The 26,511-nt window shown below is 67.0% G+C and carries 26 protein-coding genes and 1 tRNA gene; 14 read left to right on the top strand and 13 right to left on the bottom strand.

The window, feature by feature from the left end:
* Nucleotides 1–104: 104 nt before the first annotated feature.
* From AC5I49_RS15220 to AC5I49_RS15160, 13 genes are all read left to right on the top strand, one after another.
* Nucleotides 105–2,123, top strand: coding sequence for a DUF7933 domain-containing protein (locus AC5I49_RS15220; RefSeq protein ID WP_267178046.1), 2,019 nt, complete (start codon nucleotides 105–107; stop codon nucleotides 2,121–2,123).
* 219 nt (nucleotides 2,124–2,342) lie between these two features.
* The gene (locus AC5I49_RS15215; RefSeq protein ID WP_016445677.1) at nucleotides 2,343–2,660 is read left to right on the top strand and encodes an FmdB family zinc ribbon protein; all 318 of its coding nucleotides are present in this window, start codon (nucleotides 2,343–2,345) and stop codon (nucleotides 2,658–2,660) included.
* A 16-nt stretch (nucleotides 2,661–2,676) separates the two neighbouring features.
* Complete coding sequence (locus AC5I49_RS15210) at nucleotides 2,677–3,300, top strand: DUF502 domain-containing protein (RefSeq protein WP_016445678.1); 624 nt, start codon at nucleotides 2,677–2,679, stop codon at nucleotides 3,298–3,300.
* A 41-nt stretch (nucleotides 3,301–3,341) separates the two neighbouring features.
* A complete protein-coding gene (gene aspS / locus AC5I49_RS15205) occupies nucleotides 3,342–5,144 on the top strand; it encodes an aspartate--tRNA ligase (RefSeq protein ID WP_016445679.1) in 1,803 nt (600 codons plus the stop codon).
* A gap of 78 nt (nucleotides 5,145–5,222) precedes the next feature.
* On the top strand, nucleotides 5,223–6,044 hold the full coding sequence (locus AC5I49_RS15200) for a CsgG/HfaB family protein (protein ID WP_016445680.1): 822 nt from the start codon (nucleotides 5,223–5,225) through the stop codon (nucleotides 6,042–6,044).
* 8 nt (nucleotides 6,045–6,052) lie between these two features.
* The gene (nudB, locus tag AC5I49_RS15195) at nucleotides 6,053–6,529 is read left to right on the top strand and encodes a dihydroneopterin triphosphate diphosphatase (RefSeq protein ID WP_047468134.1); all 477 of its coding nucleotides are present in this window, start codon (nucleotides 6,053–6,055) and stop codon (nucleotides 6,527–6,529) included.
* A 27-nt stretch (nucleotides 6,530–6,556) separates the two neighbouring features.
* Nucleotides 6,557–7,327 (top strand): endonuclease/exonuclease/phosphatase family protein, encoded by a 771-nt coding sequence (locus AC5I49_RS15190; protein WP_016445682.1) that lies wholly within the window; start codon nucleotides 6,557–6,559, stop codon nucleotides 7,325–7,327.
* Nucleotides 7,328–7,456: 129 nt separating this feature from the next.
* Nucleotides 7,457–8,179, top strand: coding sequence for a GTP cyclohydrolase I (folE, locus tag AC5I49_RS15185; RefSeq protein ID WP_016445683.1), 723 nt, complete (start codon nucleotides 7,457–7,459; stop codon nucleotides 8,177–8,179).
* Between the two features lie 105 nt (nucleotides 8,180–8,284).
* The gene (locus tag AC5I49_RS15180; protein ID WP_016451038.1) at nucleotides 8,285–9,166 is read left to right on the top strand and encodes an EamA family transporter; all 882 of its coding nucleotides are present in this window, start codon (nucleotides 8,285–8,287) and stop codon (nucleotides 9,164–9,166) included.
* A 14-nt stretch (nucleotides 9,167–9,180) separates the two neighbouring features.
* Complete coding sequence (locus AC5I49_RS15175; protein ID WP_203400989.1) at nucleotides 9,181–10,035, top strand: DUF429 domain-containing protein; 855 nt, start codon at nucleotides 9,181–9,183, stop codon at nucleotides 10,033–10,035.
* 42 nt (nucleotides 10,036–10,077) lie between these two features.
* Entirely contained in the window at nucleotides 10,078–10,722 is a 645-nt protein-coding gene (locus tag AC5I49_RS15170) for a LysE family translocator (RefSeq protein WP_495789583.1), read from the top strand.
* 97 nt (nucleotides 10,723–10,819) lie between these two features.
* A complete protein-coding gene (locus tag AC5I49_RS15165) occupies nucleotides 10,820–11,845 on the top strand; it encodes an AraC family transcriptional regulator (RefSeq protein ID WP_026062612.1) in 1,026 nt (341 codons plus the stop codon).
* Nucleotides 11,846–11,987: 142 nt separating this feature from the next.
* The gene (locus AC5I49_RS15160; protein ID WP_495789582.1) at nucleotides 11,988–13,001 is read left to right on the top strand and encodes a Bug family tripartite tricarboxylate transporter substrate binding protein; all 1,014 of its coding nucleotides are present in this window, start codon (nucleotides 11,988–11,990) and stop codon (nucleotides 12,999–13,001) included.
* On the opposite strand, the gene AC5I49_RS15155 is transcribed toward AC5I49_RS15160, so the two are convergent.
* From AC5I49_RS15155 to AC5I49_RS15130, 6 genes are all read right to left on the bottom strand, one after another.
* Nucleotides 12,988–14,439 carry an amidase gene (locus tag AC5I49_RS15155; protein WP_016445689.1) on the bottom strand — a complete coding sequence of 484 codons (1,452 nt, stop codon included), beginning with the start codon at nucleotides 14,437–14,439 and terminating at the stop codon, nucleotides 12,988–12,990. The genes AC5I49_RS15160 and AC5I49_RS15155 overlap by 14 nt on opposite strands.
* Nucleotides 14,440–14,539: 100 nt before the next feature.
* Nucleotides 14,540–16,033 (bottom strand): ABC transporter substrate-binding protein, encoded by a 1,494-nt coding sequence (locus AC5I49_RS15150; protein WP_034364072.1) that lies wholly within the window; start codon nucleotides 16,031–16,033, stop codon nucleotides 14,540–14,542.
* A 136-nt stretch (nucleotides 16,034–16,169) separates the two neighbouring features.
* Nucleotides 16,170–17,012: an ATP-binding cassette domain-containing protein gene (locus AC5I49_RS15145; RefSeq protein ID WP_212644863.1), complete on the bottom strand. Its 843-nt coding sequence runs from the start codon at nucleotides 17,010–17,012 to the stop codon at nucleotides 16,170–16,172.
* Nucleotides 17,009–18,064, bottom strand: coding sequence for an ABC transporter ATP-binding protein (locus tag AC5I49_RS15140; protein ID WP_212644864.1), 1,056 nt, complete (start codon nucleotides 18,062–18,064; stop codon nucleotides 17,009–17,011). Before AC5I49_RS15140 ends, AC5I49_RS15145 begins: the two co-directional genes overlap by 4 nt.
* Before the next feature lie 14 nt (nucleotides 18,065–18,078).
* Nucleotides 18,079–18,996, bottom strand: a complete 918-nt coding sequence (locus tag AC5I49_RS15135; protein ID WP_212644865.1) for an ABC transporter permease — start codon at nucleotides 18,994–18,996, stop codon at nucleotides 18,079–18,081.
* The gene (locus tag AC5I49_RS15130; protein WP_016445694.1) at nucleotides 18,993–19,955 is read right to left on the bottom strand and encodes an ABC transporter permease; all 963 of its coding nucleotides are present in this window, start codon (nucleotides 19,953–19,955) and stop codon (nucleotides 18,993–18,995) included. The genes AC5I49_RS15135 and AC5I49_RS15130 overlap by 4 nt, the downstream gene beginning before the upstream one ends.
* A gap of 290 nt (nucleotides 19,956–20,245) precedes the next feature.
* Here AC5I49_RS15130 and AC5I49_RS15125 point away from each other — a divergent pair, with 290 nt between their 5' ends.
* Entirely contained in the window at nucleotides 20,246–20,509 is a 264-nt protein-coding gene (locus tag AC5I49_RS15125; RefSeq protein WP_016445695.1) for a YfhL family 4Fe-4S dicluster ferredoxin, read from the top strand.
* Between the two features lie 4 nt (nucleotides 20,510–20,513).
* On the opposite strand, the gene pth is transcribed toward AC5I49_RS15125, so the two are convergent.
* The 7 genes from pth to AC5I49_RS15090 form a co-directional block, all read right to left on the bottom strand.
* On the bottom strand, nucleotides 20,514–21,137 hold the full coding sequence (pth, locus tag AC5I49_RS15120; protein WP_016445696.1) for an aminoacyl-tRNA hydrolase: 624 nt from the start codon (nucleotides 21,135–21,137) through the stop codon (nucleotides 20,514–20,516).
* A gap of 124 nt (nucleotides 21,138–21,261) precedes the next feature.
* On the bottom strand, nucleotides 21,262–21,891 hold the full coding sequence (locus AC5I49_RS15115) for a 50S ribosomal protein L25/general stress protein Ctc (protein ID WP_046240492.1): 630 nt from the start codon (nucleotides 21,889–21,891) through the stop codon (nucleotides 21,262–21,264).
* A gap of 172 nt (nucleotides 21,892–22,063) precedes the next feature.
* Nucleotides 22,064–23,023, bottom strand: coding sequence for a ribose-phosphate pyrophosphokinase (locus AC5I49_RS15110; protein ID WP_026063011.1), 960 nt, complete (start codon nucleotides 23,021–23,023; stop codon nucleotides 22,064–22,066).
* 44 nt (nucleotides 23,024–23,067) lie between these two features.
* Nucleotides 23,068–23,144: transfer RNA gene (locus tag AC5I49_RS15105), tRNA-Gln, on the bottom strand.
* Between the two features lie 29 nt (nucleotides 23,145–23,173).
* A complete protein-coding gene (ispE, locus tag AC5I49_RS15100) occupies nucleotides 23,174–24,037 on the bottom strand; it encodes a 4-(cytidine 5'-diphospho)-2-C-methyl-D-erythritol kinase (protein ID WP_461608407.1) in 864 nt (287 codons plus the stop codon).
* 71 nt (nucleotides 24,038–24,108) lie between these two features.
* The gene (locus AC5I49_RS15095) at nucleotides 24,109–24,621 is read right to left on the bottom strand and encodes an outer membrane lipoprotein LolB (protein WP_047326560.1); all 513 of its coding nucleotides are present in this window, start codon (nucleotides 24,619–24,621) and stop codon (nucleotides 24,109–24,111) included.
* Nucleotides 24,622–24,665: 44 nt separating this feature from the next.
* On the bottom strand, nucleotides 24,666–26,453 hold the full coding sequence (locus tag AC5I49_RS15090; RefSeq protein ID WP_026062311.1) for a tetratricopeptide repeat protein: 1,788 nt from the start codon (nucleotides 26,451–26,453) through the stop codon (nucleotides 24,666–24,668).
* Nucleotides 26,454–26,511 lie beyond the last annotated feature (58 nt).

The raw sequence follows: 26,511 nt of genomic DNA, 5'->3' as shown, positions 1-26,511 counted from the left end.
TTGGGATCATGGAGGTCCCAAGATGCTGACATGTGCGGTATGAAGCACAGATCCTGACAGTACGGCGGACCTCCGAAATCAAACGCTTGGGAGGAAGCACTGTCATGAGAACACTGGAACTGATTGCGAAGACTTGCCGGCTGAGGCTGCGGACTGCTGCCGGCGTCCGATTGCGATGGGGAGGGCTTGGAGGCGCCTTGCTTGTGCCAGCCCTGTGCGGCCAGGTGGCAATGGCTGCACCGAGGATCCCGGTCGCGCCGGTCATCGTCTGGAGCGAGGATTTCGAAAACCCGCAGACACCCCCCATCGCCACGGAGGGGCGGGATCTGCTGGCCTACAAGGGCGCGGACCCTGCGGGGCAGACGTACACCGCCGACCCCCTGTACCGGATGAGCGCCAACCAGTGCAATGGCATAGTCACGTCCTTCAGCCAGGATCCGAATTCGGCGGCCATGATTGCGGCGTGCGCTGTCCAGGGCAATTGGAACAGCCTGCAGCAGATGGCCGAGGTCGTCGGGCGCTATCAGGGCCAGAGTGCGGCGGCTGCACGCAACAATCACGTCATGGCAATGCTTACAGCGAATGGGACCTTTCCTGCTGGCGCAATTGCCTTTCGCACCGCCACCAATATTGCACAAAGTGCCAGCAGCAGATTTCTCACGGCCCGTACCGATGTGGTGGCGACCTTCTGCTCGTCGGGATTTACAGCCCCGCTGCTGCGTTTTTCTCTGATCAATGACGCTGGTACGGAACTGCCCATCTCCACGACCGCGATCAATCCATGCGTGGGTGGACAGTCATTCAATACAACCTCTATCGGTGTTTCCGGCCCCCAGACCGCTGTGGCCCAGACAGTGACCTCTCCCGGAGCCCTGCTCTTCAGCGGAGCTTCTGTCGGGTTTGTCCTGCACAACGACCAGACCAGTTTCATGGGCAACGATTCGTCGATCGACAACGCGCAGATCATCGACGTGACGCCGCAGCTGGACAAGGCCTTCTCGCCTGCCAGCATCCAACTCGGGCAGGTCTCCCGGTTGACCATGACCATCACCAATACGACCGATCTGCTGCGCAAGCAAGGCTGGTCGTTTACCGACAACCTGCCTGCAGGACTGGTTGTCGAGGGCAATGCCAGCACCACCTGCCCCGGCACGAACGTGCAGGCAGCAGCAGGTGGCAGTACCGTGACCGTGTCCAACGGAGACCTGGCCCAGGGTGCCGCCTTTTGCGAGGTGAGCCTCGACGTGCGTCCGACCGCGACAGGCAGCTTCACCAACGGTCCTTCCAACCTCTCCCTGATCGGCCTGAACCAGCCGGCCACACTGGTTGTGCTGGCGGTTGAGCCAACGGCCGACATGCAGGCCAGCACCATCACGCTTCCCACGACCATGACGGTGGGCGCACCAGTATCCGGCAGCTTCAGCTGCACCAATGCCGGCCCCAGTGAGGCCACGGCGGCCTCGTGCGTGATCTCCGGCCTGCCCGCCGGGGCGACCACGTCCTGCACACCCAGCGTTCCCACGGCCTCGCCATTGGCATCGGGCGGCAGCATTGCCTGCACGGTGCAGTTCACGCCCACCACAACGGGCACCATCGCGGCCTTGGTGACGGCGAGCAGCAGCACCGTGGATCCGGTGCCGGCCAACAACACCAAGGCACACCCCTTCAATCCCGTGGAGCGGGCCGACATGCAGGCCACCAGCGTCACGCTGCCGGCCACCGCCAACGTGGGTGTTCCCGTGAAGGGTTCTTTCGTCTGCACGAATGCCGGCCCCAATGCGGCGGCCTTTGCCAATTGTTCCATCGCAGGGCTGCCGGCAGATGCCAGCACCTCATGCACGCCTGCGGTGCCGACAGGCACGCCGCTGGCCTCTGGCGCAAGCATTGCCTGCACGGTGAGCTTCACGCCCACCACGCAGGGCAGCCTCACAGCCACCGTGACGGCGGTCAGTGGAACCACGGACCCGGAGCCGGCCAACAATTCGCGTGACCAGGAGTTGGTGGTTGCTGCCGCGTTGGCGCCGGAGCCGGTCCCCGCCACCGGGGTGCCTGCCCTGGTGCTGATGGGCCTGGCCGTCATGCTGGCGGGCCTGGGAACGCAGCGAGGCCGGGTACGGCGCTGAGCACGGATGCGGCAAGCCCCCGGCAGCGGGGGCGGTCGGGCCTGATGGAATGCCAGTCTCCGCGACTGGCATTTCTCATTGGAGGCCACCAGTTGCCGGCCCTGTACGCGCGCCTTGTGGCCTGCCCCGCCTGGGCCATTGGGCTTGAGACAGCCGCAGTATCGGACGGATGCCTATAATCGAAAGTTTTGCATCTTCCCTCGTATTAGCATTAGCGCCATGCCTATTTATGCATACAAGTGTGGCTCCTGCGGTCATGCCAAGGACGTGCTGCGGAAAATCTCGGATGCCCCGCTGACGACCTGTCCGGCCTGCGGGGCCGAGACCTTCTCCAAGCAGCTGACAGCTGCCGGCTTCCAGCTCAAGGGCTCGGGCTGGTATGCGACCGACTTCAAGAACAGCGGTGGCAAGAGCGCCGCCGCACCGGCTCCCGCAGCCGATGCTCCTGCCTCGGATACTTCTGCCGCACCAGCGGCAACTGCGTCCGCGCCCGCTGCGGCCCCTGCATCTGCCTCCGCGCCCGCAACGGCCCATTGATCAAGGCTTGCATTTCATGTCCGCTCTGCGCAAATGGCTGTTCGCCGGCCTGCTGGTGATCGTTCCGCTGGTGATCACGCTGGGCGTGCTCAACTGGATCATCGGCACGCTCGACCAGACGCTGACCATCCTGCCCGAGGCCTGGCATCCGGATCGGTTGCTGGGCTTCCATATCCCCGGCTTCGGTGTCGTGCTGACGCTGCTGATCCTGCTCGTGGTCGGTGCGGCGGCCAGCAACTTCATCGGCCGCAAGCTCGTGTCCTGGGGCGATGCGGTGGTCAGCCGCATTCCTGTGGTGCGCTCCATCTATTCCAGCGTCAAGCAGGTGTCCGATACCGTGTTCTCGGACAGCGGCAATGCGTTTCGCACCGCCGTGCTGGTGCAGTGGCCTCGTGAAGGCGTCTGGACCGTGGCCTTCGTCACCGGCTCGCCCAGCGGGGAGGTTGCCGCATACCTGCGCGACGAATACCTGAGCGTCTTCGTGCCGACCACGCCCAACCCGACGGGCGGCTATTTCGTCATCGTTCGCAAGAGCGATTGCATCGAACTGGAAATGAGCGTGGATGCCGCGCTCAAGTACATTGTTTCCATGGGCGTGGTGACTCCACCGGATCTCGCAGTGCCCGCGGAACCCAAATAACAAACTGTCGCGCCCTTGCCGGGCGCAGGAAGCTTTTCATCATGGCCATGCGCTCCCACTACTGCGGTCTCGTGACCGAAGCCCTGATGGGCGAAACCGTTACCCTGTGCGGCTGGGTGAACCGTCGCCGCGACCATGGCGGTGTGATCTTCATCGACCTGCGCGACCGCGAAGGCTATGTGCAGGTGGTCTGCGATCCCGATCGCGCCGAGATGTTCAAGACCGCCGAAGGCCTGCGCAACGAGTTCTGCGTGCAGGTCAAGGGCCTGGTGCGCGCACGTCCCGAAGGCACGACCAACGACAAGCTCAAGAGCGGCCAGATCGAAGTGCTGTGCCATGAGCTGAACGTGCTCAACGCCTCGGTCACCCCGCCGTTCCAGCTGGACGACGAGAACCTGTCCGAGACCGTGCGCCTGACCAACCGCGTGCTGGACCTGCGCCGCCCCTACATGCAGCGCAACATGATGCTGCGCTACCGCACGGCTATCCAGGTGCGCAACTTCCTGGACAAGGAAGGCTTCATCGATATCGAAACGCCCATGCTGGGCAAGAGCACGCCCGAAGGCGCGCGCGACTACCTGGTGCCCAGCCGCGTGCACGACGGCGAGTTCTTCGCCCTTCCGCAGTCGCCCCAGCTGTACAAGCAGATGCTGATGGTGGCCGGCTACGACCGCTACTACCAGATCACCAAGTGCTTCCGCGACGAAGACCTGCGCGCCGACCGCCAGCCCGAGTTCACGCAGATCGACTGCGAGACCTCGTTCCTGGGCGAAGAGGAAATCCGCGCCATCTTCCAGCGCATGATCACCGAGGTCTTCAAGACCCAGCTGAACGTGGATCTGGGCGAGTTCCCGATGATGACGTACCAGGAAGCGGCCTTCCGCTTCGGCTCGGACAAGCCCGACCTGCGCGTCAAGCTCGAGTTCACCGAACTGACCGAGGTCATGAAGGACGTGGACTTCAAGGTGTTCTCCACGCCCGCCACGACCAAGGGCGGCCGCGTGGTGGCACTGCGCGTGCCCGGCGGCTCGCAGATCTCGCGCGGCGAGATCGACCAGTACACCGAATTCGTCAAGATCTACGGCGCCAAGGGCCTGGCCTGGATCAAGGTCAACGAAGTGGCCAAGGGCCGCGATGGCCTGCAGTCGCCCATCGTCAAGAACCTGCATGACGCAGCCCTTGCCGAAATCCTCAAGCGCACGGGTGCACAGGACGGCGACCTCATCTTCTTCGGCGCCGACAAGGAAAAGATCGTCAACGACTCCATTGGCGCGCTGCGCCTGAAGGTGGGCCACAGCGACTTCGGCAAGGCCAACGGCCTGTTCGAGGACCGCTGGGCGCCGCTGTGGGTGGTGGACTTCCCCATGTTCGAGCACGACGAGGAAAACGACCGCTGGGCGGCCGTGCACCACCCGTTCACCTCGCCCAAGGACGGCCACGAGGAACTCATGGTCACCGATCCGGGCAACTGCCTGGCCAAGGCCTACGACATGGTCCTGAACGGCTGGGAGCTGGGCGGCGGCTCGGTGCGTATCCACCGCGCCGACGTGCAGAGCAAGGTGTTTGACGCGCTCAAGATCTCGCCCGAAGACGCTCGCGCCAAGTTCGGCTACCTGCTGGACGCGCTGCAGTACGGCGCCCCCCCGCACGGCGGCCTGGCCTTCGGCCTGGACCGCCTGATCACGCTGATGACGGGCGCCGACTCCATCCGCGACGTGATCGCCTTCCCCAAGACCCAGCGCGCCCAGGACCTGCTGACGCAGGCACCTTCGCCCGTGGACGAAAAGCAGCTGCGCGAGCTGCACATCCGCCTGCGCAATCCGCTGGCGGCCACGCAGGGCTGAGGAGCAGGCTTCACGGCTTGACAGGAACGGCAGGAGCTGGCGCAGCTTCTGCCGTTTTTCTTTTTGCGGAGAGCTTTCATGCGTTTTCAAGGCATTGCATCGGTGGCGCTGGCGTTGGCGGTGTCGGCAGGGCTGGGCCTGTCCGGTTGCGGCGAGAAGAAGACCGAGCTGGGGCAGGGCGGTTCGGAGATCACGGGCTCTGCCGGGCCGCTGGGGGCGAACAACGGGTCGCGCGAACTCGTGCGCTGCGATGCGCCCGTGGCCACGCTGGCCCTGGCCGAGAATCCCAACGGCTACGTCATGGGCTCGGGCTATCAGCTGCCGGCCTCGCCCGTTCCGCTGGTCAAGCTGCTGGCCCAGCAAAGCGGCTGCTTTCGCGTGGTGGACCGGGGAGCGGGCCTGCGCGGCACGGTGCAGGAGCAGGACCTGAAGAATTCCGGCGTGCTGCGCGAGAACTCCACGGTGCGCAAGGGCCGGGGCTACGAGGCCCAGTACACGCTGACGCCCAGCCTGACCTTCAGCGAGCAGGACGCGGGCCGCGGGCTGGCCGGCGTGGTCGCCATGATCCCGGTGCTGCGAGACATTGCAGGGCTGGCCGGCCTGGTCGAGCAGGTCAAGTTCAAGGAGGCGCAGACCGCGCTGCTGCTGTCGGACAACGAAACCACCGAGCAGGTGGCCGCTGCCACGGGTGCAGCCCGCACCACCGATCTGGGCGTGGGCGGCATGGTGCTGGGCCGCCTGGGCGCTGCGGGCGCGGGCTGGAGCAATACCAACGAGGGCAAGGTCATCGCCGCTGCCTTTCTGGATGCGCACAACCAGCTGGTCTTCCAGGTGCGCGCGCTGCAGGCCAAGGAGCTGCCACCGCCGGTGGCCACCAAGGCCGGGCAGGGCAGGAACTGAGGCCAGCCATGGCCGGCCACAAGATCCCCGAGTCGGTGCTGGTCGTCATCCACCGTGATGACGGCCAGGTGCTGCTGATGCGCCGCACGGCACCGGCGCCTGAGGGCGGGGAGTTCTGGCAGTCGGTGACGGGCAGCAAGGACCATGAGGGCGAGTCCTGGCGCGAGACCGCGGTGCGCGAGGTGCGGGAAGAGACCGGCATCGATGCCGAGGCGCCCGGCTGCCTGCTGCAGGACTGGGCGCTGGAGAACATCTACACCATCTACCCTGCCTGGCAGCACCGCTATGCGCCCGGTGTATGGCACAACCGCGAGAGGGTTTTCGGGCTGCGGATTCCGTCCTACACCCCTGTGTTCTTGAATCCGAGGGAACATACCGCATCTGCTTGGCATCATTGGCGTGAGGCTGCCCAGCGCTGCTATTCACCGTCCAATGCGGAGGCCATCTTGCTGCTTCCACGTTTTTCCCCAACGAAGCCGGACTGAACCCCTCACCTGCGTTCCCGAACCGCCATGACTGAAAACGCGAATTCCCATCAGGTGGACCCCGGCCCGTCGATACTGCGCGTCGCGACCTACAACATCCACAAGGGCGTGCAGGGCATGGGTCCCGCGCGCCGCCTTGAAATCCACAACCTGGGCCACGCCGTGGAGCAGCTCGATGCCGACATCGTCTGCCTGCAGGAAGTGCGCAAGATGAACCACAAGGAGGCCGCGTACTTCGAGCGCTGGCCCCAGGTGTCGCAGGCGGAGTACCTGGCTCCCCTGGGCTACGAGGCCGTCTACCGCACCAATGCCTACACGCGCCATGGCGAGCATGGCAACGCGCTGCTCACCCGCTGGCCCGTGGTGGGCCATCAGCACGAGGACATCTCCGACCACCGCTTCGAGCAGCGGGGCCTGCTGCATGTGGAGGTGGAGGTGCAGAACCGGCGCGTGCACACCATCGTGGTGCACCTGGGGCTGATCCCCGGCAGCCGCGTGCGCCAGGTCTCACAGCTCAAGCGCTTCATCGAGCGAGAGGTGCCGCCGGGCGCGCCCGTGGTGGTGGCTGGCGACTTCAACGACTGGGGTGGCCAGATCAAGCGCATGCTGGGCGGTTTCGGCCTGTACGAATACGACGAATTGCCCAGCGTGCCCACCTATCCCTCGCGCCTGCCGCTGGCCCAGCTGGACCACGTCTATGTGCGCGGCCTCACGCCGCTGGGCCTGCATGTGCCCAAGGGGCGCATCTGGTGGCGCATGTCGGACCATCTGCCGCTGATTGCGGAATTCCGCCTCTAGCCCTGGCCGCTCTGACACACGCCACTCTTTTGCTATCGAATTGATAGCTTTCGGGGCGGGCAGAACCTGCGTTTGGGTGGAAAATCCCTTGCGTGCCATGCTGCGGGTTTCGCTGTTACCATGCCAGCCATGTTCAGAGAACTCGTCGACATGAAACAAGACAGCCAGGCCGAGGGCACCCCCGTCTCGGTCAAGATCCGCGAACGACTGAAGCAGGCGCAAAAGCGCTTTCATGCGAACGACAACATCTCCGAATTCATCGAGCCCGGTGAACTCGAGCAGCTGCTCGACGAAGTCCAGGAAAAGATGCAGGGCGTGCTCGACAGCATGGTCATCGACACCACGCACGACCACAACACGCGCGCCACGGCGCGCCGCGTGGCCAAGATGTATGTCAACGAGGTGTTCCGGGGCCGCTACGTGGCGCAGCCCGCCATCACCGAGTTCCCCAACGCCGAGCACCTCAACGAGCTGATGATCGTCGGCCCGATCACGGTGCGCAGCGCCTGCAGCCACCATCTGTGCCCGGTGATCGGCAAGATCTGGATCGGCGTGCTGCCCAACAAGAACACCAATGTCATCGGCCTGTCGAAGTACGCGCGGCTGGTGGACTGGATCATGGGCCGTCCCCAGATCCAGGAAGAGGCCATCATCCAGCTGGCCGACCTGATCCTCGACAAGACCCGCCCCGACGGCCTGGCCGTGGTCATGGAGGCTTCGCACTTTTGCATGTCCTGGCGCGGTGTGCGCGAGATGGACAGCAAGATGCTGAACTCCGTCATGCGCGGCGCCTTCCTCACCAACCCGGAACTGCGCCGCGAGTTCCTCTCGCTGGTGTCCAGCCGCAAGTAAATCCCCGGGGTGGCGTCCCCGGACGCCTCACACAACACCCCAGGCTGCGCAGTGCGCGGCCTTTTTTCTTTCCCGCGCCCCGCCCCGCTTTCCCCGGACCTGCCCATGTCGCTGCAAGCCTTTGCCCTGATCATCATTGCCGGCCTCATCCATGCCGGCTGGAACATCGTGGCCAAGAAGGCGGGCGGTGATTCGCGCTTTGCCTTCTTCACCTCGGTCATCATGATGGTGATCTGGGCGCCGCTGGGCTGGTGGGTGGGGCGCGATGTGGTGCCCACATGGGGCCGCAACGAATGGCTGGTGGTGCTGGCCAGCGGCCTGCTGCACGTGGCCTACTACGTGACCTTGCTGCGTGGCTACCGCAGCGCGGACCTCACCGTGGTCTATCCGCTGGCGCGCGGCTCGGGGCCGCTGCTGTCGTCCATGGTGGCCATCCTCTTTCTGGGTGAGCGGATTTCCTCGTTGGGCGTGCTGGGCATTGCCGGCGTGGTGGTCGGCGTCTTCCTGATCGCGGGAGGCCCCGGCCTGCTGCGCGCGCGCCATGATCCCGAAGCCCGCGAACGGCTCAGGATGGGCCTGTGGTACGGCCTGCTGACGGGCGCCTTCATCGCCAGCTACACCGTGGTGGACGGCTATGGCGTGAAGCTGCTGCTGATGTCGCCCATCCTCATCGACTACATGGGCAACTTCGTGCGCGTGTTCCTGCTGGCGCCCGTGGTGCTGCGCGACCTGCCCACGGCCCGGCATCTGTGGCGCGCGCAGTGGCGCTTCGCGGCCCTGGTGGCGCTGATCAGCCCCATCGCCTACGTGCTCGTGCTCTACGCCATGCAGGATGCGCCCATGTCGCACGTGGCGCCTGCGCGCGAAGTCTCCATGCTGTTCGCGGCGCTGATCGGCGGGCACATGCTGCGTGAAGGCGATCGCCTGGCACGCATTGCGGGCGCCGTGTGCATTGCCGTCGGTGTGACGGCGCTGGGCCTGGGCTGAGCACCATGGCGGCAATGCGGGTACTGGGCTGCGATTTCAGCAGCCGACCTACGGCGCGCAAGCCCATCACCATGGCCCTGGGCCGCCTGCTGGCTGGGGACACGGTGGTCCTGCAGGATTTGCTGGAGTTCGCCTCGCTGGACGCATGGGCCGCCTGGCTGGCCCGGCCTGCCGATTCGGCGCAGTCGGCCTGGGTGGGCGGTTTCGACCTGCCTTTTGCCCTGCCGCGCGAACTGGTGGAGCAGCTGGGCTGGCCCACGGAATGGGCGGCCTGCATGGACCACTACGCCGGCCTCACGCGCCAGGCCATACGCGAGCAGTTCAAGGCCTTTTGCGCGGCGCGGCCCGCAGGCGGAAAGTTCGCGCACCGGGCCACGGAAGGGCCTGCCGGTGCCAGCCCTTCCATGAAATGGGTGAACCCGCCCGTGGCCTACATGCTGCATGCCGGGCTGCCCTTGCTGCGCGCGGCCGGCGTGCACCTGCCAGGCCTGCAGCCTCCCGGCAAAGGCGATGCGCGCCGCGTGGCGCTGGAAGCCTACCCGGGCATGCTGGCGCGCGCCGTGATCGGCCGCCTCAGCTACAAAAGCGACGAACCCGCACGGCAAACGCCCGAACGCCATCAGGCGCGCGTGCAATTGCTGGCGGCGCTGGAGCGCGGCGACAACCCGCTGGCGTTGCGCCTGCGTATCGACGCCGAAGAAACCCGCAACCAGTTGCTGGCGGACGGCAGCGGAGACCGGCTGGACGCCGCAATCTGCATGCTGCAGGCCGCCTGGGCCGCGGCCCGCCATGCGCAGGGCGATGCGCTCTACGGGTTGCCGCACGACCTGGACCCGCTGGAAGGCTGGATCGTCACGGCCCAGGCCTGATCTGCGCCGCACTGAAATACTCGAATCGGGAAGAGACAAGCGATGCCCACCTTTGAAACCTTGCTGGCCTTTTTCGGCGTGGCCGTGCTGCTGGGCCTGAGCCCGGGGCCTGACAACCTGTTCGTGCTCATGCAATCGGCCCAGCGCGGCTGGCGCGTGGGCCTGTGCGTGGTACTGGGCCTGTGCCTGGGGCTGGTGGTGCATACGGCGGCGGTTGCGCTGGGTTTGGCGGCACTGGTGGCTGCGTCGCCCCTGCTGTTCACCGCCATCAAGCTGTGCGGCGCCGCCTACCTGGCCTGGCTGGCCTGGGGTGCGCTGCGCGCCGTGGCCCGGCCGGGCGAGATGCCGCAGGCCGGCGCAGCCGACCCGCTGACCCCCGCACGGGCGCTGCGCTGGGTGGGGCGTGGCGTGGTGATGAACCTCACCAACCCCAAGGTGCTGATCTTCTTCCTGGCCTTTCTGCCGCAGTTCGCGGACCCCGCGAGCGGCGGCGTGGCCACGCAGGTGATGGTGCTGGGCTGCGTGTTCATGCTGGCGGCGCTGCTGGTGTTCGGTGCCATCGCATGCTGCTCGGGCTGGTTCGGCGTGCTGCTGCAGCGATCCGTGCGTGCGCAGAACTGGCTCAACCGCGTGGCCGGGCTGGTGTTCCTGGGCATGGCGGTGCGGCTGGCGCTGGTGCAGCGCTAGGGCCTGTTCACACTAATGCGGGGCCGTGGCACAGTCCCTCCATGCTTTTTCGCTCACGCCCCTTGGCGCCATGAGCAGCGGCGTCCTCATCCAACCCATGCCACAGACCACGGCCCACACCATTGCCATCGTCCAGGTCCTGCAGATCGTGCAGGGCGTGCAGCGCAATGGCATGGATGTGCCAGCCATCCTGCGCCGCGCCGGCATTGCGCCTGCCCTGCTGGATGCGCCGCTGTCGCGCGTGACCCAGGCGCAGTACGCGGCGCTGATCCGCGTGCTGCGCCGCGTCTGCCGCGACGAGCTGTGGGGCCTGTGCCGCCATCCGCTGCCCGTGGGCAGTTTTGCCCAGGCCTGCCGCACCATGCTGCCCTGCCGCACGCTGGGCGAGGCATTGCAGGCCGGGCTGCGTTTCTACCGCCTGGTGCTGCGCGACTTCGCGCCCCGGCTGCAGGTCGTGGACGGCGTGGCCCGCATCGCCATGGTGTCGCTGCGCGAGCGCGATGCGCCGCTGGCCTATGCCGAGCGGTCCTTCTGCTTTCTGGGCTATGGCGTCATGTCGTGGCTGGTGTCGCGCAGGATAGAGCTGACGGGCGTGTGCGCGCCGGCCGGCGCCAGCATGCCGTATGGCACGGAGGCGCAGCGCCTGTTCCTGGCGCCGCTGCAGCGCGACCGCGACTTCACGGGGCTGGAGTTCGATGCGCGCTGGCTGGAGCTGCCCGTGGTGCAGACCCCTGAGAGCCTGGCCGAATTCCTGGACCAGGCGGCCATGGGCCTGGTCATCCGCTACCGCGACCGCACGCGCCTGGGCGAGCGCATCCGCCGCCTGCTGCGCCGCGATCTGGCGGGCGAGCTGCCTTCGCTGGAGCAGGTCGGCGCCGCGCTGTCCATGACGCCGCAGACGCTGCGCCGCCGCTTGCGCGACGAAGGCCTGGGTTTCCAATCTCTCAAGGACGACCTGCGCCGCGACGCGGCCATCGAGCTGCTGAACCGGCCGGAGCTGACGCTGGCCGATATCGCCGCGCGCGTGGGGTTTGCCGAGGCCAGCACCTTCCACCGCGCCTTCAAGGGCTGGACCGGCCTGCCGCCGGGCGCCTACCGGCAGGCCCAGCATCGCGGCCGCTGATCTTTTTTGCCAATCATTTTGAGACGATCGGCGATTGGTGGCTGAAGGCCTGGTGGCCACACTGTCCATGGACCCTGCCACTGCGGCAGGGCACACCGCCCCGCCAACGAGGGCGGAGCACCGAAGGACAAGGAGACAAGCCATGGAATCGAGCCGACGCGGCTGCCTGCGGGCGGCGCTGGCATGCGCTGCCAGCGCCTCACTGGGTGCCGCCCTGGGAACGGCATCGCCGATCGCCTTTGCACAGCCGGCAGGCGGTGCCTACCCGTCCAAGCCGCTGCGCATGGTGATTCCCTACCCGGCAGGCGGTGGCACCGACATCATCGGGCGCATCATTGCCCAGCAACTGAGCCAGGCCTGGGGCCAGCCCGTGGTGGTGGAGAACCGGCCGGGCTCCAGCGGCATCATCGGCGGCGACGTGGTGGCCAAGTCGCCGCCAGACGGCTACACGCTGCTGCTGGGGATCACGGCCATGATCCAGTCGCCTGCGCTGTACGCCAGGATGCCCTATGACGTGCTCAAGGACTTTGCCCCCGTATCGCAGGTGGCCCTGTCCTCGGACCTGTTCGTGGTGCCGCGCGACGTGCCGGCCACGACGCTGCAGGCGTTCATCGCCCTGGTCAAGGCCCATCCGGGCAAGTACAGCAACGGCAACTACGGCAACGGCACCTCCTCGCACATGCATGGCGAGCTGCTGCGCGCCAGGGCCGGGCTGGACCTGGCGCTGATTCCCTACAAGGGCGCGGCGCCGCTGGTCAACGACGTGCTGGGCGGGCAGCTGTCGTCGGGCTTCATCGATGTGTCCTCGGCCAATGCGCACCTGAAGTCGGACAAGATCCGCATCCTGGCCATCACCGGCATGCAGCGCCACCCGGCGCTGCCCGAGGTGCCCACGTTTGCCGAGCTGGGTCTGGCCGGCTTCGAGGCCAATGGCTGGTTCGCCACCTTCGTGGCGGCGGGAACGCCCCGGCCCATCGTGGACCGGCTCTCGGCGGAGGTGCGGCGCATCGTGGCCACGCCCGAACTCAGCGGCCGCCTGGCCTCCATGGGCCTGCGCCCGGTGGGCGGCACGCCCGAGGAATTGGCCTCCGTCATGGCGCGCGACATGCCGCGCTGGGCGCGCATCGTGAAGGAGGCGGGAATCAGGCTGGAGTAGCCGATGCAGTCTGCGCCCGGTCCTGGCCCGACTGAACGGGCTGTGGCCAGGCAGGCTGGGGTGGGCGCAACTGCTCCAGCACCCGGCTGAGCCGGAGCACGCCCAGGTCGTCGAACCGGCGGCCTGCGATCTGCACGCCTATGGGCAGCTGCCCGTCATGCCCGCAGGGCACGGATGCGGCGGGCTGTTCGGACATGTTGTAGGGCACGGTAAAGGCAATGTGCTCCAGCGGCCGCAGCGGGTCGTTGGTGGGGCTGGGCAGGTGGGCCGGGAAAGCCGTGATCGGCGCCACGGGCGACAGCACATAGTCGTAGGCCGCCGTGGCCCGCACCGTGGCCGTGCGCAGAAGGTGCGACTGCTGGCTGGCCACGAACAGCTGCGTGGCTGTCAGTGGCGCGGCACTGTCGGCCCATTCGCGGATGAAGGGCAGGATCACGCGGCGCTGCGCATCCGTCAGCGACTGGATTTCCACATGCGATCGCATGCGCCAGAAATGGTCGAGGCCGTCGAGCATGTCGCGGGTGAGCCAGGGCTCGATGCGCTCGATGTGCGCGCCGGCCGATTCCAGCCAAGCCGCAGCCTGCTCCACCACGGCGCGCACGCGGGGCTGCAGGGGCAGGCCGCAGCCGGCATCCAGCAGCAGGCCTATGCGCAGGCCGCGCACCTGGGCAGGGTCCATGTCGAAGCTGTGCCATGCAATCTCCTGGTGCGGCAGGCCCATGCTGTCGCGTGCATCGGGCAGGGACAGCACCTGCATCATCAGCGCGGCGTCGGCCACGCTGCGGGTCATGGGACCTGCGCAGCGGCCGGTGTATGGCGGGTCGATGGGCACGCGGCCCAGGCTGGGCTTGAGGCCGAAGATGCCGCACCAGCCCGCCGGCAGGCGGATGGAGCCGCCGATGTCCGTGCCCACGTGCAGCGGCCCGTAGCCGGCCGCCGCAGCGGCGCCCGCACCGGCGCTGGAGCCGCCCGGCGTCTTGTCCGGATCCCAGGGATTGAAGGTGTTGCCGTGCAGCGAGGACAGGCCGGACGACAGCATGCCGTAGTCGGGCATGGTGGTCTTGGCGAAAAGGATGGCGCCTGCCTCGCGCAGGCGCGCTGCGGGTGGGGCATCCAGCGGGGCCGCGACCTGCGGCATGGCGGCCGTGCCCACGGGCGTGGGATCGCCGCGCGTGGCGATGTTGTCCTTGACCGTGGCGGGAACGCCGTCGAGCAGGCCGGCCGGCTCGCCGCGCAGCCAGCGGGCCTCGCTCTCGCGGGCCCGGGCCAGGGCGGCCTCGGGGCGCAGCAGGTAGGTGGCGTGCAGGGCCGGCTCCCAGCGCTGCACATGGGCCAGCAGGTCGTGCATGACCTCGACGGGCGAGAGGCTGCGGTCCCGGTAGGCGCGCAGCAGCGCATGGGCGGGCAGGTCGTGCAGGGCCTGTGTCGTTCCAGTCATCGCGGCTTCCTCGAAGATGGCGGTTCTTGCGGCAGATCTGGCGCAGTGTGGCCCGGTGCCACCGGCGCGCCTGTCGCCTGTGGCTCAGCCTGTGCGCGGTTCAGGTGGCCCAGGACAGTGCTGAGAGATCGTTGACGAAGACGGGCATGTCCTTCCACAGTCCGCGCAGGTTCTTGTTGGCCACGGTGACCCATTGGGGCGTGTAGAGGAAGGCGTGCACGCAATCCTGGGCCAGCAGGCGCTGCGCATCGCCCAGCAGGCGCGAGCGGTCGGCGGGGCGCGAGGCGTTCTTGATCTTGTCGTACAGCTCGTTGAACTGGGACGACTGGTAGCCCCAGTAGTAGTCGGGCTTGGCGAAGTTGCCCAGGTCGAAGGGCTCGACATGGGAGATCAGCGTCAGGTCGTAGTTCTTGAGCGTGTAGGTGCCCGACAGCCACTGCGCCCATTCGACGTTCTGCAGCTTGGCTCGGATGCCGATCTTGGCCAGCTGCGCGGCAATCACCTCGCCGCCCTGGCGCGCGTAGGGCGTGGGCGGCAGGGTCATGGTCAGCTCCAGCGGCGTCTTGACGCCGGCCTCGGCCAGCAGCGCCTTGGCCTTTTCCACGTCGAAGGGGTTGATGCCCGTGGTGTCCACGTAGCCGAAGGCCGTGGGCACGTAGTAGCTGCCAATGGGCAGGCCGTAGCCGTCGCCCGCGCCGTCGATGACGGCCTTGCGGTCGATGGCGGCGGCGATGGCGCGGCGCACCCGCGCATCGTTCAAGGGCTTGCGCGCGTTGTTCATGGCCAGGATGGTCTTGGCCCGCGAGCCGCTGACCACGACCTGGAAGCGCCCGTTGGCCTTGAACTGGGCCACGCTGCGCGGCGTGACGCGCGGGAAGGCGTCGACATCGCCGGCCAGCAGTGCGGCCACCTGGGCTGCAGGGTCGGAGATGAAGCGGAAGGTGGCACGGCGAATGCGCAGGCCGGGGGCCGTGCGGTACCGGGGCCAGGCCGTGAGCGTGACCGAGGCGCCCTTGTTCCAGTTGCCCAGCTGGTAGGGGCCCGTGCCCACGGGGCGCGTGGCGTTGGTGGCAGCGCTCTTGGGCTCCACGATGATGGAGGTCGCCTGCCCCAGCACGAAGAGGAAGTCGGGGTCGATGTCCTTGTTGGTGACGACCACCGTGTGGTCATCCACCACGCGCGTGGACAGGGCGGCGAAGGTGCGCTTGTCCTTGTTGGTGCTCTTGTCGTCGCCCGCGCGGTCGAAGGAGTACTTCACGCTGTGGGCGTTGCAGGGCTCGCCGTTCTGGAAACTCACACCCTTGCGCAGGCGGAAGGTGTAGGTCTTGAGGTCGGGCGAGACCTCCCAGCTTTCGGCCAGCAGCGGGGAGACGCTGCCGTCCGGATTGATCTTGGTCAGCGTCTCGAACAGGTTGTAGAGCACGATCTCGCCAATGGACGATGCGGCGCCGGCCGTGGGGTCCAGCCCCGGCGGCTCCAGCGTCATCGCCAGCGTGACACTGTCCTTGCGGCCCTGGGCCAGCGCAGGCCAGGGCATCAGCAGGGGCAGGCCGGCAGCAGCGGAGCTGGCCAGCAGGGAACGGCGATTGAACATGAACAGGTCTCCGGAAATTCTTGCAGATGGGTCATGGGCCGCTGGCTGCGGCCTGCAGCAGTGTTTTTACACCAGCGCGCGCGTGCGCGTGGCCATGAGGGCCCGGTCCGCGCCGGTGGTTGTCAGCTTTCGGCTTTCAGGCTCGGTGCTGCAGGGCGATGCGTGGCACGGCCCGTACCAGGGCCTGGGTGTAGGGATGCTGCGGGGCGTGGAACAGTTGCTGCGGAGCCCCGCGCTCGACGATGCGGCCTTCGCTCAGCACGATGGCGTCGTCGCACAGGTGCTGGACCACGGCCAGGTCGTGGCTGATGAACAGGTAGGACAGGCCCAGCTGCTGCTGCAGATCGCGCAGCAGGTTCAGTACCTGGGCCTGCACCGAGACGTCGAGGGCGCTCACGGGCTCATCGGCCACGATGAGGCGGGGTCGCGTGACCAGGGCGCGTGCAATGGCGATGCGCTGGCGCTGGCCGCCCGAGAATTCATGCGGGTACTTGTCCAGGTCCTGCACGCGCAGCCCGACCTGCTCCAGCGTGGCGCGGGCCAGGTCGCGCCGGGCTGTGCGCTCGGGCGGTGCAGGCTGGGCGGTCAGGGGCTCGCAGACGATGTGTTCCACCGTCATGCGCGGGTCCAGCGAACCGTAAGGATCCTGGAACACCATCTGGAAATCGCGGCGCGCCATGCGCAGTGCCTGGTTGCCGAGCCGGTGCAGATCCTGGCCCAGCAGCTGCACGCTGCCGGCGCTGGGCGTGTCCAGCGCCATGATCAGGCGTGCCAGCGTGGACTTGCCGGAACCCGACTCGCCCACCACGCCCAGGCTGCGCCCCGCCGTCAGCGTGAAATCCACGCCGCGCAGCGCATGCACCTGCTCCGGCGCGCGCCACAACGAGCGGCGTGGCAGACGGTAGCTGCGGGCCAGGTCCGTCACCTGCAGCAGGGGCGGATCGGCAGCGGCCGGTGCCTGGCGGTCGTGCTCCGTCATGTGCTGCGGCCCTGCGTATGCATGCCCGGCGCAATGGCCTCGGAGCGCAGGCAGCGCACCACATGCGGCTGTGCCCAGGCCTGCAGGGCAGTGGGCGTGGGCCGCTGCGGGCGCTCCAGGACCAGGGCGCGCGGGCGCTCGCTGTGGCAGGTGGGCTCGGTATAGCTGCAGCGGCCCGCGAAGGCGCATCCGGCTGGCAGGTCCACCAGCTCGGGCACGGTGCCGGCAATGGTGGGCAACCGCGCCGGCGGCTGGTGGCCTGGTCCCGAAGGCTCCAGCTGCGGCCTGGCGGCGAACAGGCCGCGCGTGTAGGGATGGGCGCGGCGCGCGAAGATGGCCTCGGTCATGCCGCTTTCGACCACGGTGCCGCCGTACATCACCTGCAGCTGCTCCACGTTTTGCGCGATCACTCCCAGATCGTGCGAGATCAGCAGCAAGGCCATGGAGTGCTCTGCCACCAGTTCCTGCAGCAGATTGAGAATTTGCTGCTGCACGGTCACGTCCAGCGCCGTGGTAGGTTCGTCGGCGATCAGCAGGTCGGGCCCGCAGGCCAGGGCCATGGCGATGGTGATGCGCTGGCGCTGGCCGCCCGAGAACTGGTGCGGATAGTCGTCAAAGCGCTGGGCTGCGCGGGCAATGCCCACGCGCTCCAACAGGGCCACTGCGCGCTCGCGCGCGGCCTGGCGGCCCAGGCGCTGGTGGTGGCGCAGCGGCTCGGCCACCTGGCGGCCGATGCCGTACACGGGGTTGAGGGCCGTCATGGGCTCCTGAAACACCATGGCCATGCGGTTGCCGCGCAGGCGGCACAGCGCGCGCTCGTCCATGTCCAGCAGCTCCTGGCCGTTGAGCCGGATGCTGCCGTCCACCTGCGCATGCTCCGGCAGCAGGCCCATCAGCGCCAGGGCGGTCAGCGACTTGCCGCAGCCCGACTCGCCGATCAGGCCCAGCGTGGCGCCGCGCTCCAGGATGAATTCCAGGTTCTGCACGGCACGCGCGCGGCCGCGCGGGGTCTGCAAGGTGATGGTGAGGCCGGAGACTTCGAGCAGGGGCATGGCGCGTGTCTTCCTCAGCGCTGGCGCGACAGGCGCGGGTCGAGCAGATCGCGCAGCCCGTCGCCCAGCAGGTTGAGCCCGAGCACGGACAGTGCAATGGCCAGGCCCGGCCACACGGCCAGCAGCGGCGCCTGGAACATGAGGGTCTGGGCCTCGCTGAGCATGCGGCCCCAGGACGCCTGGGGCGGCTGCGTGCCCAGGCCCAGATAGGACAGGGCGGCCTCCGCCAGAATGGCCAGCGCGAACTGTATGGTGGCCTGCACCACCAGCACGGGCAGGATGTTGGGCAGCACATGGCGCCAGGTGATGCTGGCGCGGCCATGGCCGCAGGCGCGTGCAGCCAGCACGTATTCACGTGCCCAGACCGCCTTGGCCGATGCCCGCGTGATGCGCGCAAAGGTGGGAATGTTGAAGATGCCGATGGCAATGATGGCGTTGACGATGCCCGCGCCGAACACGGCCGTGAGCATGATGGCCGACAGCAGCGCAGGAAAGGCGAAACTGAAATCGACCAGCCGCATGATGGCCTCTTCCACCCAGCCCCGGCAGGCCGCGGCGACCAGTCCCAGCACCACGCCCATCGACAGCCCGATGCCCACGGCGATCACGCCGACCAGGATGGAACTGCGCGCGCCCAGGAACAGCAGCGAGGCCACATCGCGCCCATAGGCATCGGTGCCCAGCCAGTGCAGGCTGCCGGGTGCGGCCAGCTTGGCATCCAGGTCCATGTCGTAGGCCGAGCCCGGCGTCCACCACAAGGACAGCAGCGCGGTGAGCAGCAGCAGCGCGGTCAGCATGGCACCCAGCATGAAGCTGCGGTGGCCCAGCATGCGCCGGCCCAGGCTGGCCGGCCTGCTGAGGGTGACCGCCCGCGTGGGCCGATGGCCCGGTGGCGCAGCGGTCGGCGAAACAGGGTTGCCTGGCTGGCTCATATGTCGCTGGCCTCGATGCGTGGATCAATGGCTGCGTACAGCACATCCACGATGAAGTTGATGACCACCACCATGGCCGCCAGCAGCAGCACGCAGTTGCGCACGACGATGAGGTCGCGGTTGGCGATGGACTGGAAGATCAGCCGGCCCAGGCCCGGCAGGTAGAACACGTTCTCCACCACGATGGTGCCGGCCAGCAACTGGGCAAACTGCAGCCCCATGACCGTGAGCACGGGAATCATGGCATTGCGCAGCACGTGGCCCCAGAGCACGGCGCGGCGCGGCAGGCCCTTGGCGCGGGCCGTGCGCACGAAGTCCTCGCGCAGCACTTCCAGCACGGCCGAGCGCGTGATGCGCGCCAGGATGGCCGCCTGCACCACGGCCAGCGAGATCGCCGGCAGCAGCAGGGCCTGCAGTGCGGGCAGGACGCCGCCGCCATCGGCCTCGCTCCAGCCTGGAAAGCCGCCTGCGGAAAACCATTGCAGCTTCACCGAGAACACCAGGATCAGCAGGATGGCGAACCAGAAATTGGGGATGGCAATGCCGATCTGCGCCAGGCCCATGACGCCCAGGTCGCCCCATCGGTTGTGGCGCGAGGCGGCATAGATGCCCGCTGCCAGGGCCAGCACGGTGGTGATGAGCATGGCCATCACGGCCAGCGGGGCGGTCACTGCCAGGCGCTCCAGCACCAGATCGCTGACCGGTGTGCTGTAGGCGTAGCTCAGTCCCATGTCGCCATGCAGCAGCCCCTGCAGCCACTGCAGGTAGCGCTGCCAGGCTGGCTGGTCCAGTCCCAGCTGCTCGGCCAGCGCCTGCACGGCCTCGGGGGCGGCATCGGGCCCCATCAGCGTCTGGGCCGCATTGCCGGGCAGCACTTCCAGCACGCCGAACACCACGGCCGAGGCGCCCAGCAGCGTGGCTGCCAGCATCAGCAGGCGCTTGAGCAGGAAGACGCTCATGGGCAGTCGGCCTTGGCACGGTGTTGGGCTGTCACGTCGGCGGAATGTGTGTGGGTGGTTCTTGGCGGGCCCGAATGGTAATGCGCACGGCCCATGCGCGCAGCATAGCGGCCTTTGAAGGTGCATCGCTCCGTGCCGATCCGGCGCGTATGCTTGCCCGTGCAGCCTTCATGCGTATGAAGGGGGCAGGATAATGGCGCAATGACTGATGCCACCTTGCTGCAAGGCCCGTTCGGGATGCAAGGGCCTGCCCGGCCCGGAGCGTGGCGTGCGCTTGCGAGGGACCTGCCATGGCTTTGATGATCACCGACGAATGCATCAACTGCGATGTCTGCGAACCCGAGTGCCCCAACGATGCAATCTCCATGGGCGAGGAGTACTACGAGATCGAGCACAGCAAGTGCACGGAATGCGTGGGGCATTTCGATGAACCCCAGTGCGTGCAGATCTGCCCCGTGGCCTGCATTCCCGTGAATCCCGCCCACGTGGAAGACCGCGAGACGCTGATGCAGAAATACCTGCGTCTGCAATCCCAGGCTCCCGCCGCTTCCTGATCGCTCAGCCCTTGTCGCTCTCGGCTGTGGCCGGGCGCACGGGCTTGGGGCGTGGAGGCTTGGTGGTGTGGATCAGCAAGGTCGCCTTGTCCATGTCGCCCGCCTGCAGCTCGGGCCAGGCCTTGAGCGAATGGGCAATGCTGTCCTCGATCAGCTGGCGCTGGTCGGGCGCGGGCTTCTTGAGCACCCAGTTGGCGACTTCGGCCTTGTGCCCCGGGTGGCCTATGCCGATGCGCAGCCGCCAGTAGTCGGCCGAGCCCAGCTGGGCATGGATATCGCGCAGGCCGTTGTGGCCGCCGTGGCTGCCGCCGCGCTTGAGCTTGACCTGGCCTGGGGCGAAGTCCAGTTCGTCATGGACCACGAGGACCTCCTCGGGCTGGATCTTGAAAAAGCGCGCCAGCGCGCCCACCGATTTGCCGGACAGGTTCATGAAGGTCTGCGGCTCGAGCAGCCAGACACTCTCGCCACGCACGCTGGCGCGGGCCATGAGGCCGAAGTAGCTGCGCTCGGGCACCAGGTGGACCTTGAGTTCGCGCGCCAGCGCATCTATCCACCAAAAACCCGCGTTGTGGCGGGTGTCCTCATACTCCGGCCCGGGATTGCCCAGGCCGACAAACAATTTGATCATCGGGCGATTATCTCCATGGCGGCCGCAGCAGGCAGGCGATGGTGTTCACCATGCAAAAGGCCCACGCGAGGTGGGCCTTTTGCAGGTTGCGGCAGCCGCAGCCGCCGCAAGGGAAAGCCAAGAATTACTTCTTGCCCTTCTTTGCCGGAGCGGCCGGAGCCGCTGCGGGAGCTGCGGATGCATCAGGAGCCACTTCGGGCAGCTTGATGGAGATCAGGGCCGGGTTCTTGTTGGAGCCGCGCACCACAGCCTTCACGCCGTTGGGCAGCTTGACGTTCTGCAGGCCCAGGGTCGACTTGGAGGTCAGGCCGCTCAGGTCCACCTTGATGAACTCGGGCAGTTGGGAGGGCATGCACACCACGTCCAGTTCATGGATCAGGGGAGTGATGGTGCAGTTCTCGACCTTGACGGCCTGGGACTGTTCCATGCCTTCGAAGTGCAGCGGCACCTTCAGGTGAACCTTGGTCTTGTCGTCAACGCGCTGGAAGTCCACGTGCAGGATCAGCTGCTTGTAGGGGTGGAATTGCACGTCGCGCAGCACGACCTTGGAGGTCTGGCCGTTGACTTCCATATCCAGAACGCTGGAATGGAACACTTCCTTCTTCAGGGCGTGCCACAGGGCGTTGTGATCGATCTCGATCAGTTGGGCTTCGGCAGCACCGCCGTAGACGATGCCAGGGGCCTTGCCCGAATTGCGCAGACGGCGGCTCGCACCCGTACCTTGCTTGGCGCGCTCAAAAGCGACGAATTGCATAACTAACTCCTAGATGGATGGACCGCGACCAGCCTCATCCGTTGATAAAAGAACGCCTGCCCCGTGCGGAACAGGCTGCTCTTGCGGTGTCCCGGGATGGTCCTGAAACCATCCCGGAACGCGCAAACCTCCCGAAGGAGGTTTGCTGGTTCAGACCACAGGGGCCGATATTTTATTCGGAGAACAGGCTCAGCACCGAATCGCCGGTGGAAATCCGCTGGATTGTCTGGGCAATCAGGGGGGCCACGGACAGTTGGCGGATCTTGCCGCAAGCCTGGGCTTCGGCGCTCAGAGGAATGGTGTTGGTCACCACGACCTCGTCCAGTGCACTGCCGTTGCCGATGCGCTCGATGGCCGGACCCGAGAAGATCGGGTGCGTGCAATAGGCGTAGACGCTCTTGGCACCACGCTGCTTGAGCACTTCGGCTGCCTTCACCAGGGTGCCGGCGGTGTCGATCATGTCATCCATGATCACGCAGTTGCGGCCGTCGATGTCGCCGATCACGTGCATGACTTCGGAGACGTTGGCCTTGGGGCGGCGCTTGTCGATGATGGCCAGGTCGCAGCCCAGCTGCTTGGCCAGCGCACGGGCACGGACCACGCCACCCACGTCGGGCGAGACAACGATCAGGTCTTCGTAGTTCTTCTGGCGCAGATCGCCCAGCAGCACCGGCGTGGCATAGATGTTGTCCACGGGGATGTCGAAGAAACCCTGGATCTGGTCTGCGTGCAAGTCCATGGTCAGCACGCGCTCGACACCCACGGCCTGCAGCATGTTGGCCACGACCTTGGCCGTGATCGGCACGCGGGTGGAGCGCGGGCGGCGGTCCTGGCGGGCATAGCCGAAGTAGGGAATCACCGCGCAGATGCGCTCGGCCGATGCACGCTTGAGGGCGTCCACCATGACCAGCAGTTCCATCAGGTTGTCGTTGGTCGGTGCGCAGGTCGATTGCACGACGAAGACGTCGCGCGTACGCACGTTCTGCTTGATCTCGACGGCGACTTCTCCATCGGAGAAGCGACCCACGTCGGCTGCACCCAGCGTGGTGCCGAGGTGCTGAACGATTTCAGCGGCCATGCCAGGATTGGCATTGCCGGTGAAGACCATGATGTCAGGATGATGTGAATGCATTGAGCGCCCCAGTACGATGGGTTTGCCTTGACGCGAAAGACGTTTGGCAGGGGAGGAAGGACTCGAACCCTCGCATGCCGGAATCAAAATCCGGTGCCTTTACCAACTTGGCGACTCCCCTACACAGGCCCTCTGCCGCAGGCAGACAGCCTATAAACTCTCATCTTTGAGCCAATCCTTGAGGGGATGGGCCTGCAGATTCCTGCAAACTCTGACATTCCAGGCGCCTGGGGCATTCTGGAAGTCGATTGTTTGCGTCAGTGGTGCAAATACTGCACTTCCCGAGCCCGTCATTCTAGCACGCAGTTTGAAGGACTTGAGCCAATCAATGGCTTTTTTCACTTCAGGCTGCAGCCTTTCGGCGACGGGCTGCAAGTCGTTCTGGCCAAAGCCATAGTGATCTGCAGCAAAGTCGGCGATTGTAGCATGGGCATGATCGCGCTTGAGGTCGGGGGCGCGGAAGATGGACAGGGTTTCCAGTCCCGCCTCGGGCTTGACCACCACGAACCGCTGGGGCGGCAGGGCATGGCTGTGCTCCAGCGGCGTGATGTGCTCGCCTATGCCCTCCACCCAGGCGGAGCTGCCGCACAGAAAGAAGGGCACATCTGCGCCCAGACCCAGTCCAATGCGTTGCAGTTCGCGCCGGGTCAGGTTCAGTTGCCACAGGCGGTTCAGCGCCATGAGGGTGGATGCCGCATCCGACGATCCTCCGCCCATCCCGGCCTGTGCCGGCAGGCGCTTTTCCACGCCTATGTGCACGCCCTGGCTGCAGCCGGTGGCCTGTTGCAGCGCGCGTGCGGCCCGCATGATGAGGTCGTCGGCAGGAAGGGGCATGCCCGAGAGGTCCTCGCGGCTGACGTTGCCGTCGCCGCGCTTGTCGAAGTGCAGCGTGTCGTGCCAGTCCAGCAGCATGAAGACCGATTGCAGCAGGTGGTAGCCATCGTCTCGGCGGCCGGTGATATGGAGGAACAGGTTGAGCTTGGCCGGAGCCGGCACGTCGTGGAGCGAGCGCATGGGCTGGAGAGGATGAGAGGGGTGGAGGCGGGTGCGGCGGGATGCGGGGCAGAGGGCGCGCCCGGCGCAAATCAGGGTGTGTCGAGCACGATGCGCAGCGCTGCCGGCGGCTGCGGGTCATGGCGCCGGGCGGACAGGCGGCCCTGCTCCATGCGGGAGAGGTCGACCTGCCAGCCTGCGGCTGCGGTGGCCCGGCCCTGCAGCCAGTCGAACAGGGCGGCGATGGGTAGGTCGCTGCCCGTCAGCTCTTGCACCAGCGTGGGCAGCGAGTCCGAGGTCTTGCGGTCCTCGCCTTGCTGCAGGCTGGCCTGTCCTGGCGCCCAGAGCAGGCGTGCCAGCGTCGATCCCAGGGGGGTGAACAGCAGCAACTCGCCGCGCTGGGGTGTGCCCAGCAGCTCGAAGCCTGCGCTGAAGGATTGGTTCTGCGCATCTTCCACCTGCAGCGCCAGTCGGCCCGACCAGTGCCCGGCGGCGGCCGGTGCTGCTGCATCGGCCTGGAGCTGGCGGGGTGGCAGGGCGCAGCCGGCCAGAGTCAGCAGCGCCGTGGCAGCAGCCGTGGCGCACAGCTGCCGGCGGATGAGCATGGGGCGCAAACGATGGGGCACGGGGTGGGGCACGGCGCGGCGGCTCAAAGCGAGACGCCCAGGCGGCGCAGGGTGTCGCGCAGCGTGGTGTTGTCGGGGCTGGAGGCCAGGCCCTGGCGCCAGATCTTCTGCGCGCGTTCGCGATCGCCCTTGACCCAGAGCACCTCGCCCAGGTGCGCCGCGATCTCCACGTCGGGGCGGGAGGCGTAGGCGCTTTCAAGCAGCTTGAGCGCTTCGTCCAGGTTGCCTTGGCGGAATTTCACCCAGGCCAGGCTGTCGGTGATGAAGGGGTCGCCTGGCGACATCTCCAGCGCCTTGCCCACGAGCTTTTCTGCTTCGTCCAGATGGATGCCGCGCTCGGCGAAGGAGTAGCCCAGCGCGTTGTAGGCATGCTGGAAGTCGGGCCGACGCGCGATGATACCGCGCAGCAGCCGCTCCATTTCGTCATGCTTGCCGATGCGCTCCGCGAGCAGGGCCGTGTCGTAGGCCAGTTCGGCGTCTTCGGGGTCCTGTTTTTGCAGCTCGGCCTGCAGCGCATAGGCCTGGGCATTCTGATTGGCGTCGCGCAACAGCTGCACTTCGGCCAGACGCTTGAGCCGTTGCTGACTGGGGCCGCTGGCAGGCACGGCTTCGATCAGGGCGCGCGCTTCCTTGAGCTTGCCCTGGCGTGCAAGCAGGCTCGCTCGGCGCGCCTGCACGCTCAGCAGGTTGGGGGCATCGTCGATGCGGCGCAGCAGGGCGTCGGCCTCGTCGAACCTGCCTTGCTTTTCAGCGATCTGTGATTGCAGCAGGTAGTACTGGGACTGGCCGGCGCTGCGCGCCACGCCGGCAGGAATCTGCGGCACGAGCTTGCCGAAGCGCTCGGTGGACGCCTGCGCCGCACCCACATCGTTCGTTTGCAGCTGCAGGGCGGCCAGCGTGGCCCAGGCTTCGGCGTAGTCGGGCGAATCCATGGTGATGGAGACCAGTTGCTGCCGGGCCTCGTCCAGGCGCTGCTGACCCAGCAGCACGCGGGCATAGGCCATGCGCATCTGTGCCGAAGGGTTCTTGGCCAGGTAGCGCTTGACGATGGGTTCCGCCTCCGGCATGCCGGCTTCCAGCAGCTCCATGGACAGCAGGGCCACGGGGCCTGTGTCGGGCGTCAGCGCCTGGGCCTTTTGCACGGCCTGCATGGCTGCGGCCTTTTGCCCGGCGCCCAGGCGCATGTGGCCGATGGTGGCCCAGGCCAGCGGGCCGCTGGCCGGATTGTCGGTTTCGCCGGCCATAGCCTGCTCGACCACATCGGCAGCAAGGGCCTTGTCGCTGGCGTTGTTGTAGAGCTGGGTGATGCCCAGATAGGTGGCAGGCTTGGACGGAGCGGGCGTGGCCTCGATCTCGCGCTTGAGATAGCTGCCGGTATCGGCGATGCGGTTCAGCGCAACGAGGATCTGGAGCACGAAGCGGTTGGCATCGCGTGACTGGGGAAAGGCGTCCAGCCAGGCGCGGGCATTGGCCAGTGCGCGCTCACCGGAGCGCGACTGCAGCGCCAGTTCCGTGCCACGGCGGTACAGCTGCTCGCTGCCGCTGGTGCGCGCAGCCTCCATCATCATGGCCTGGGCATCGCCCAGCGCGCCTTCGCTGGCAGCGATTTCGCCGACCAGGATCTCGTAGAACAGTTCGGCGTTGAGCGCTGCGCGCTCCTCTTCGGCAGACGCGGCGGCGGACGATGGAGGTTCCGGGGATTCCGTCTCGATGGTGGCTGCGGTCTTGCCAGGCAGAGCCCAGGCAGTGGCGGAACCCATGGCCAGGGCTGCTGCCACGGCGAGTCCCTGAAGGCGAAGGCGATGATCCATCGAATCATAATAATCGAAGCCTCGGCCCGCATTTCGCACAACCTCAGTACAACCCGGA

It is taken from the genome of Delftia sp., from assembly GCF_059499305.1.
Note: the sequence above shows the minus strand (reverse complement) of the source record. Positions and strands in the feature narration are given on the sequence as shown.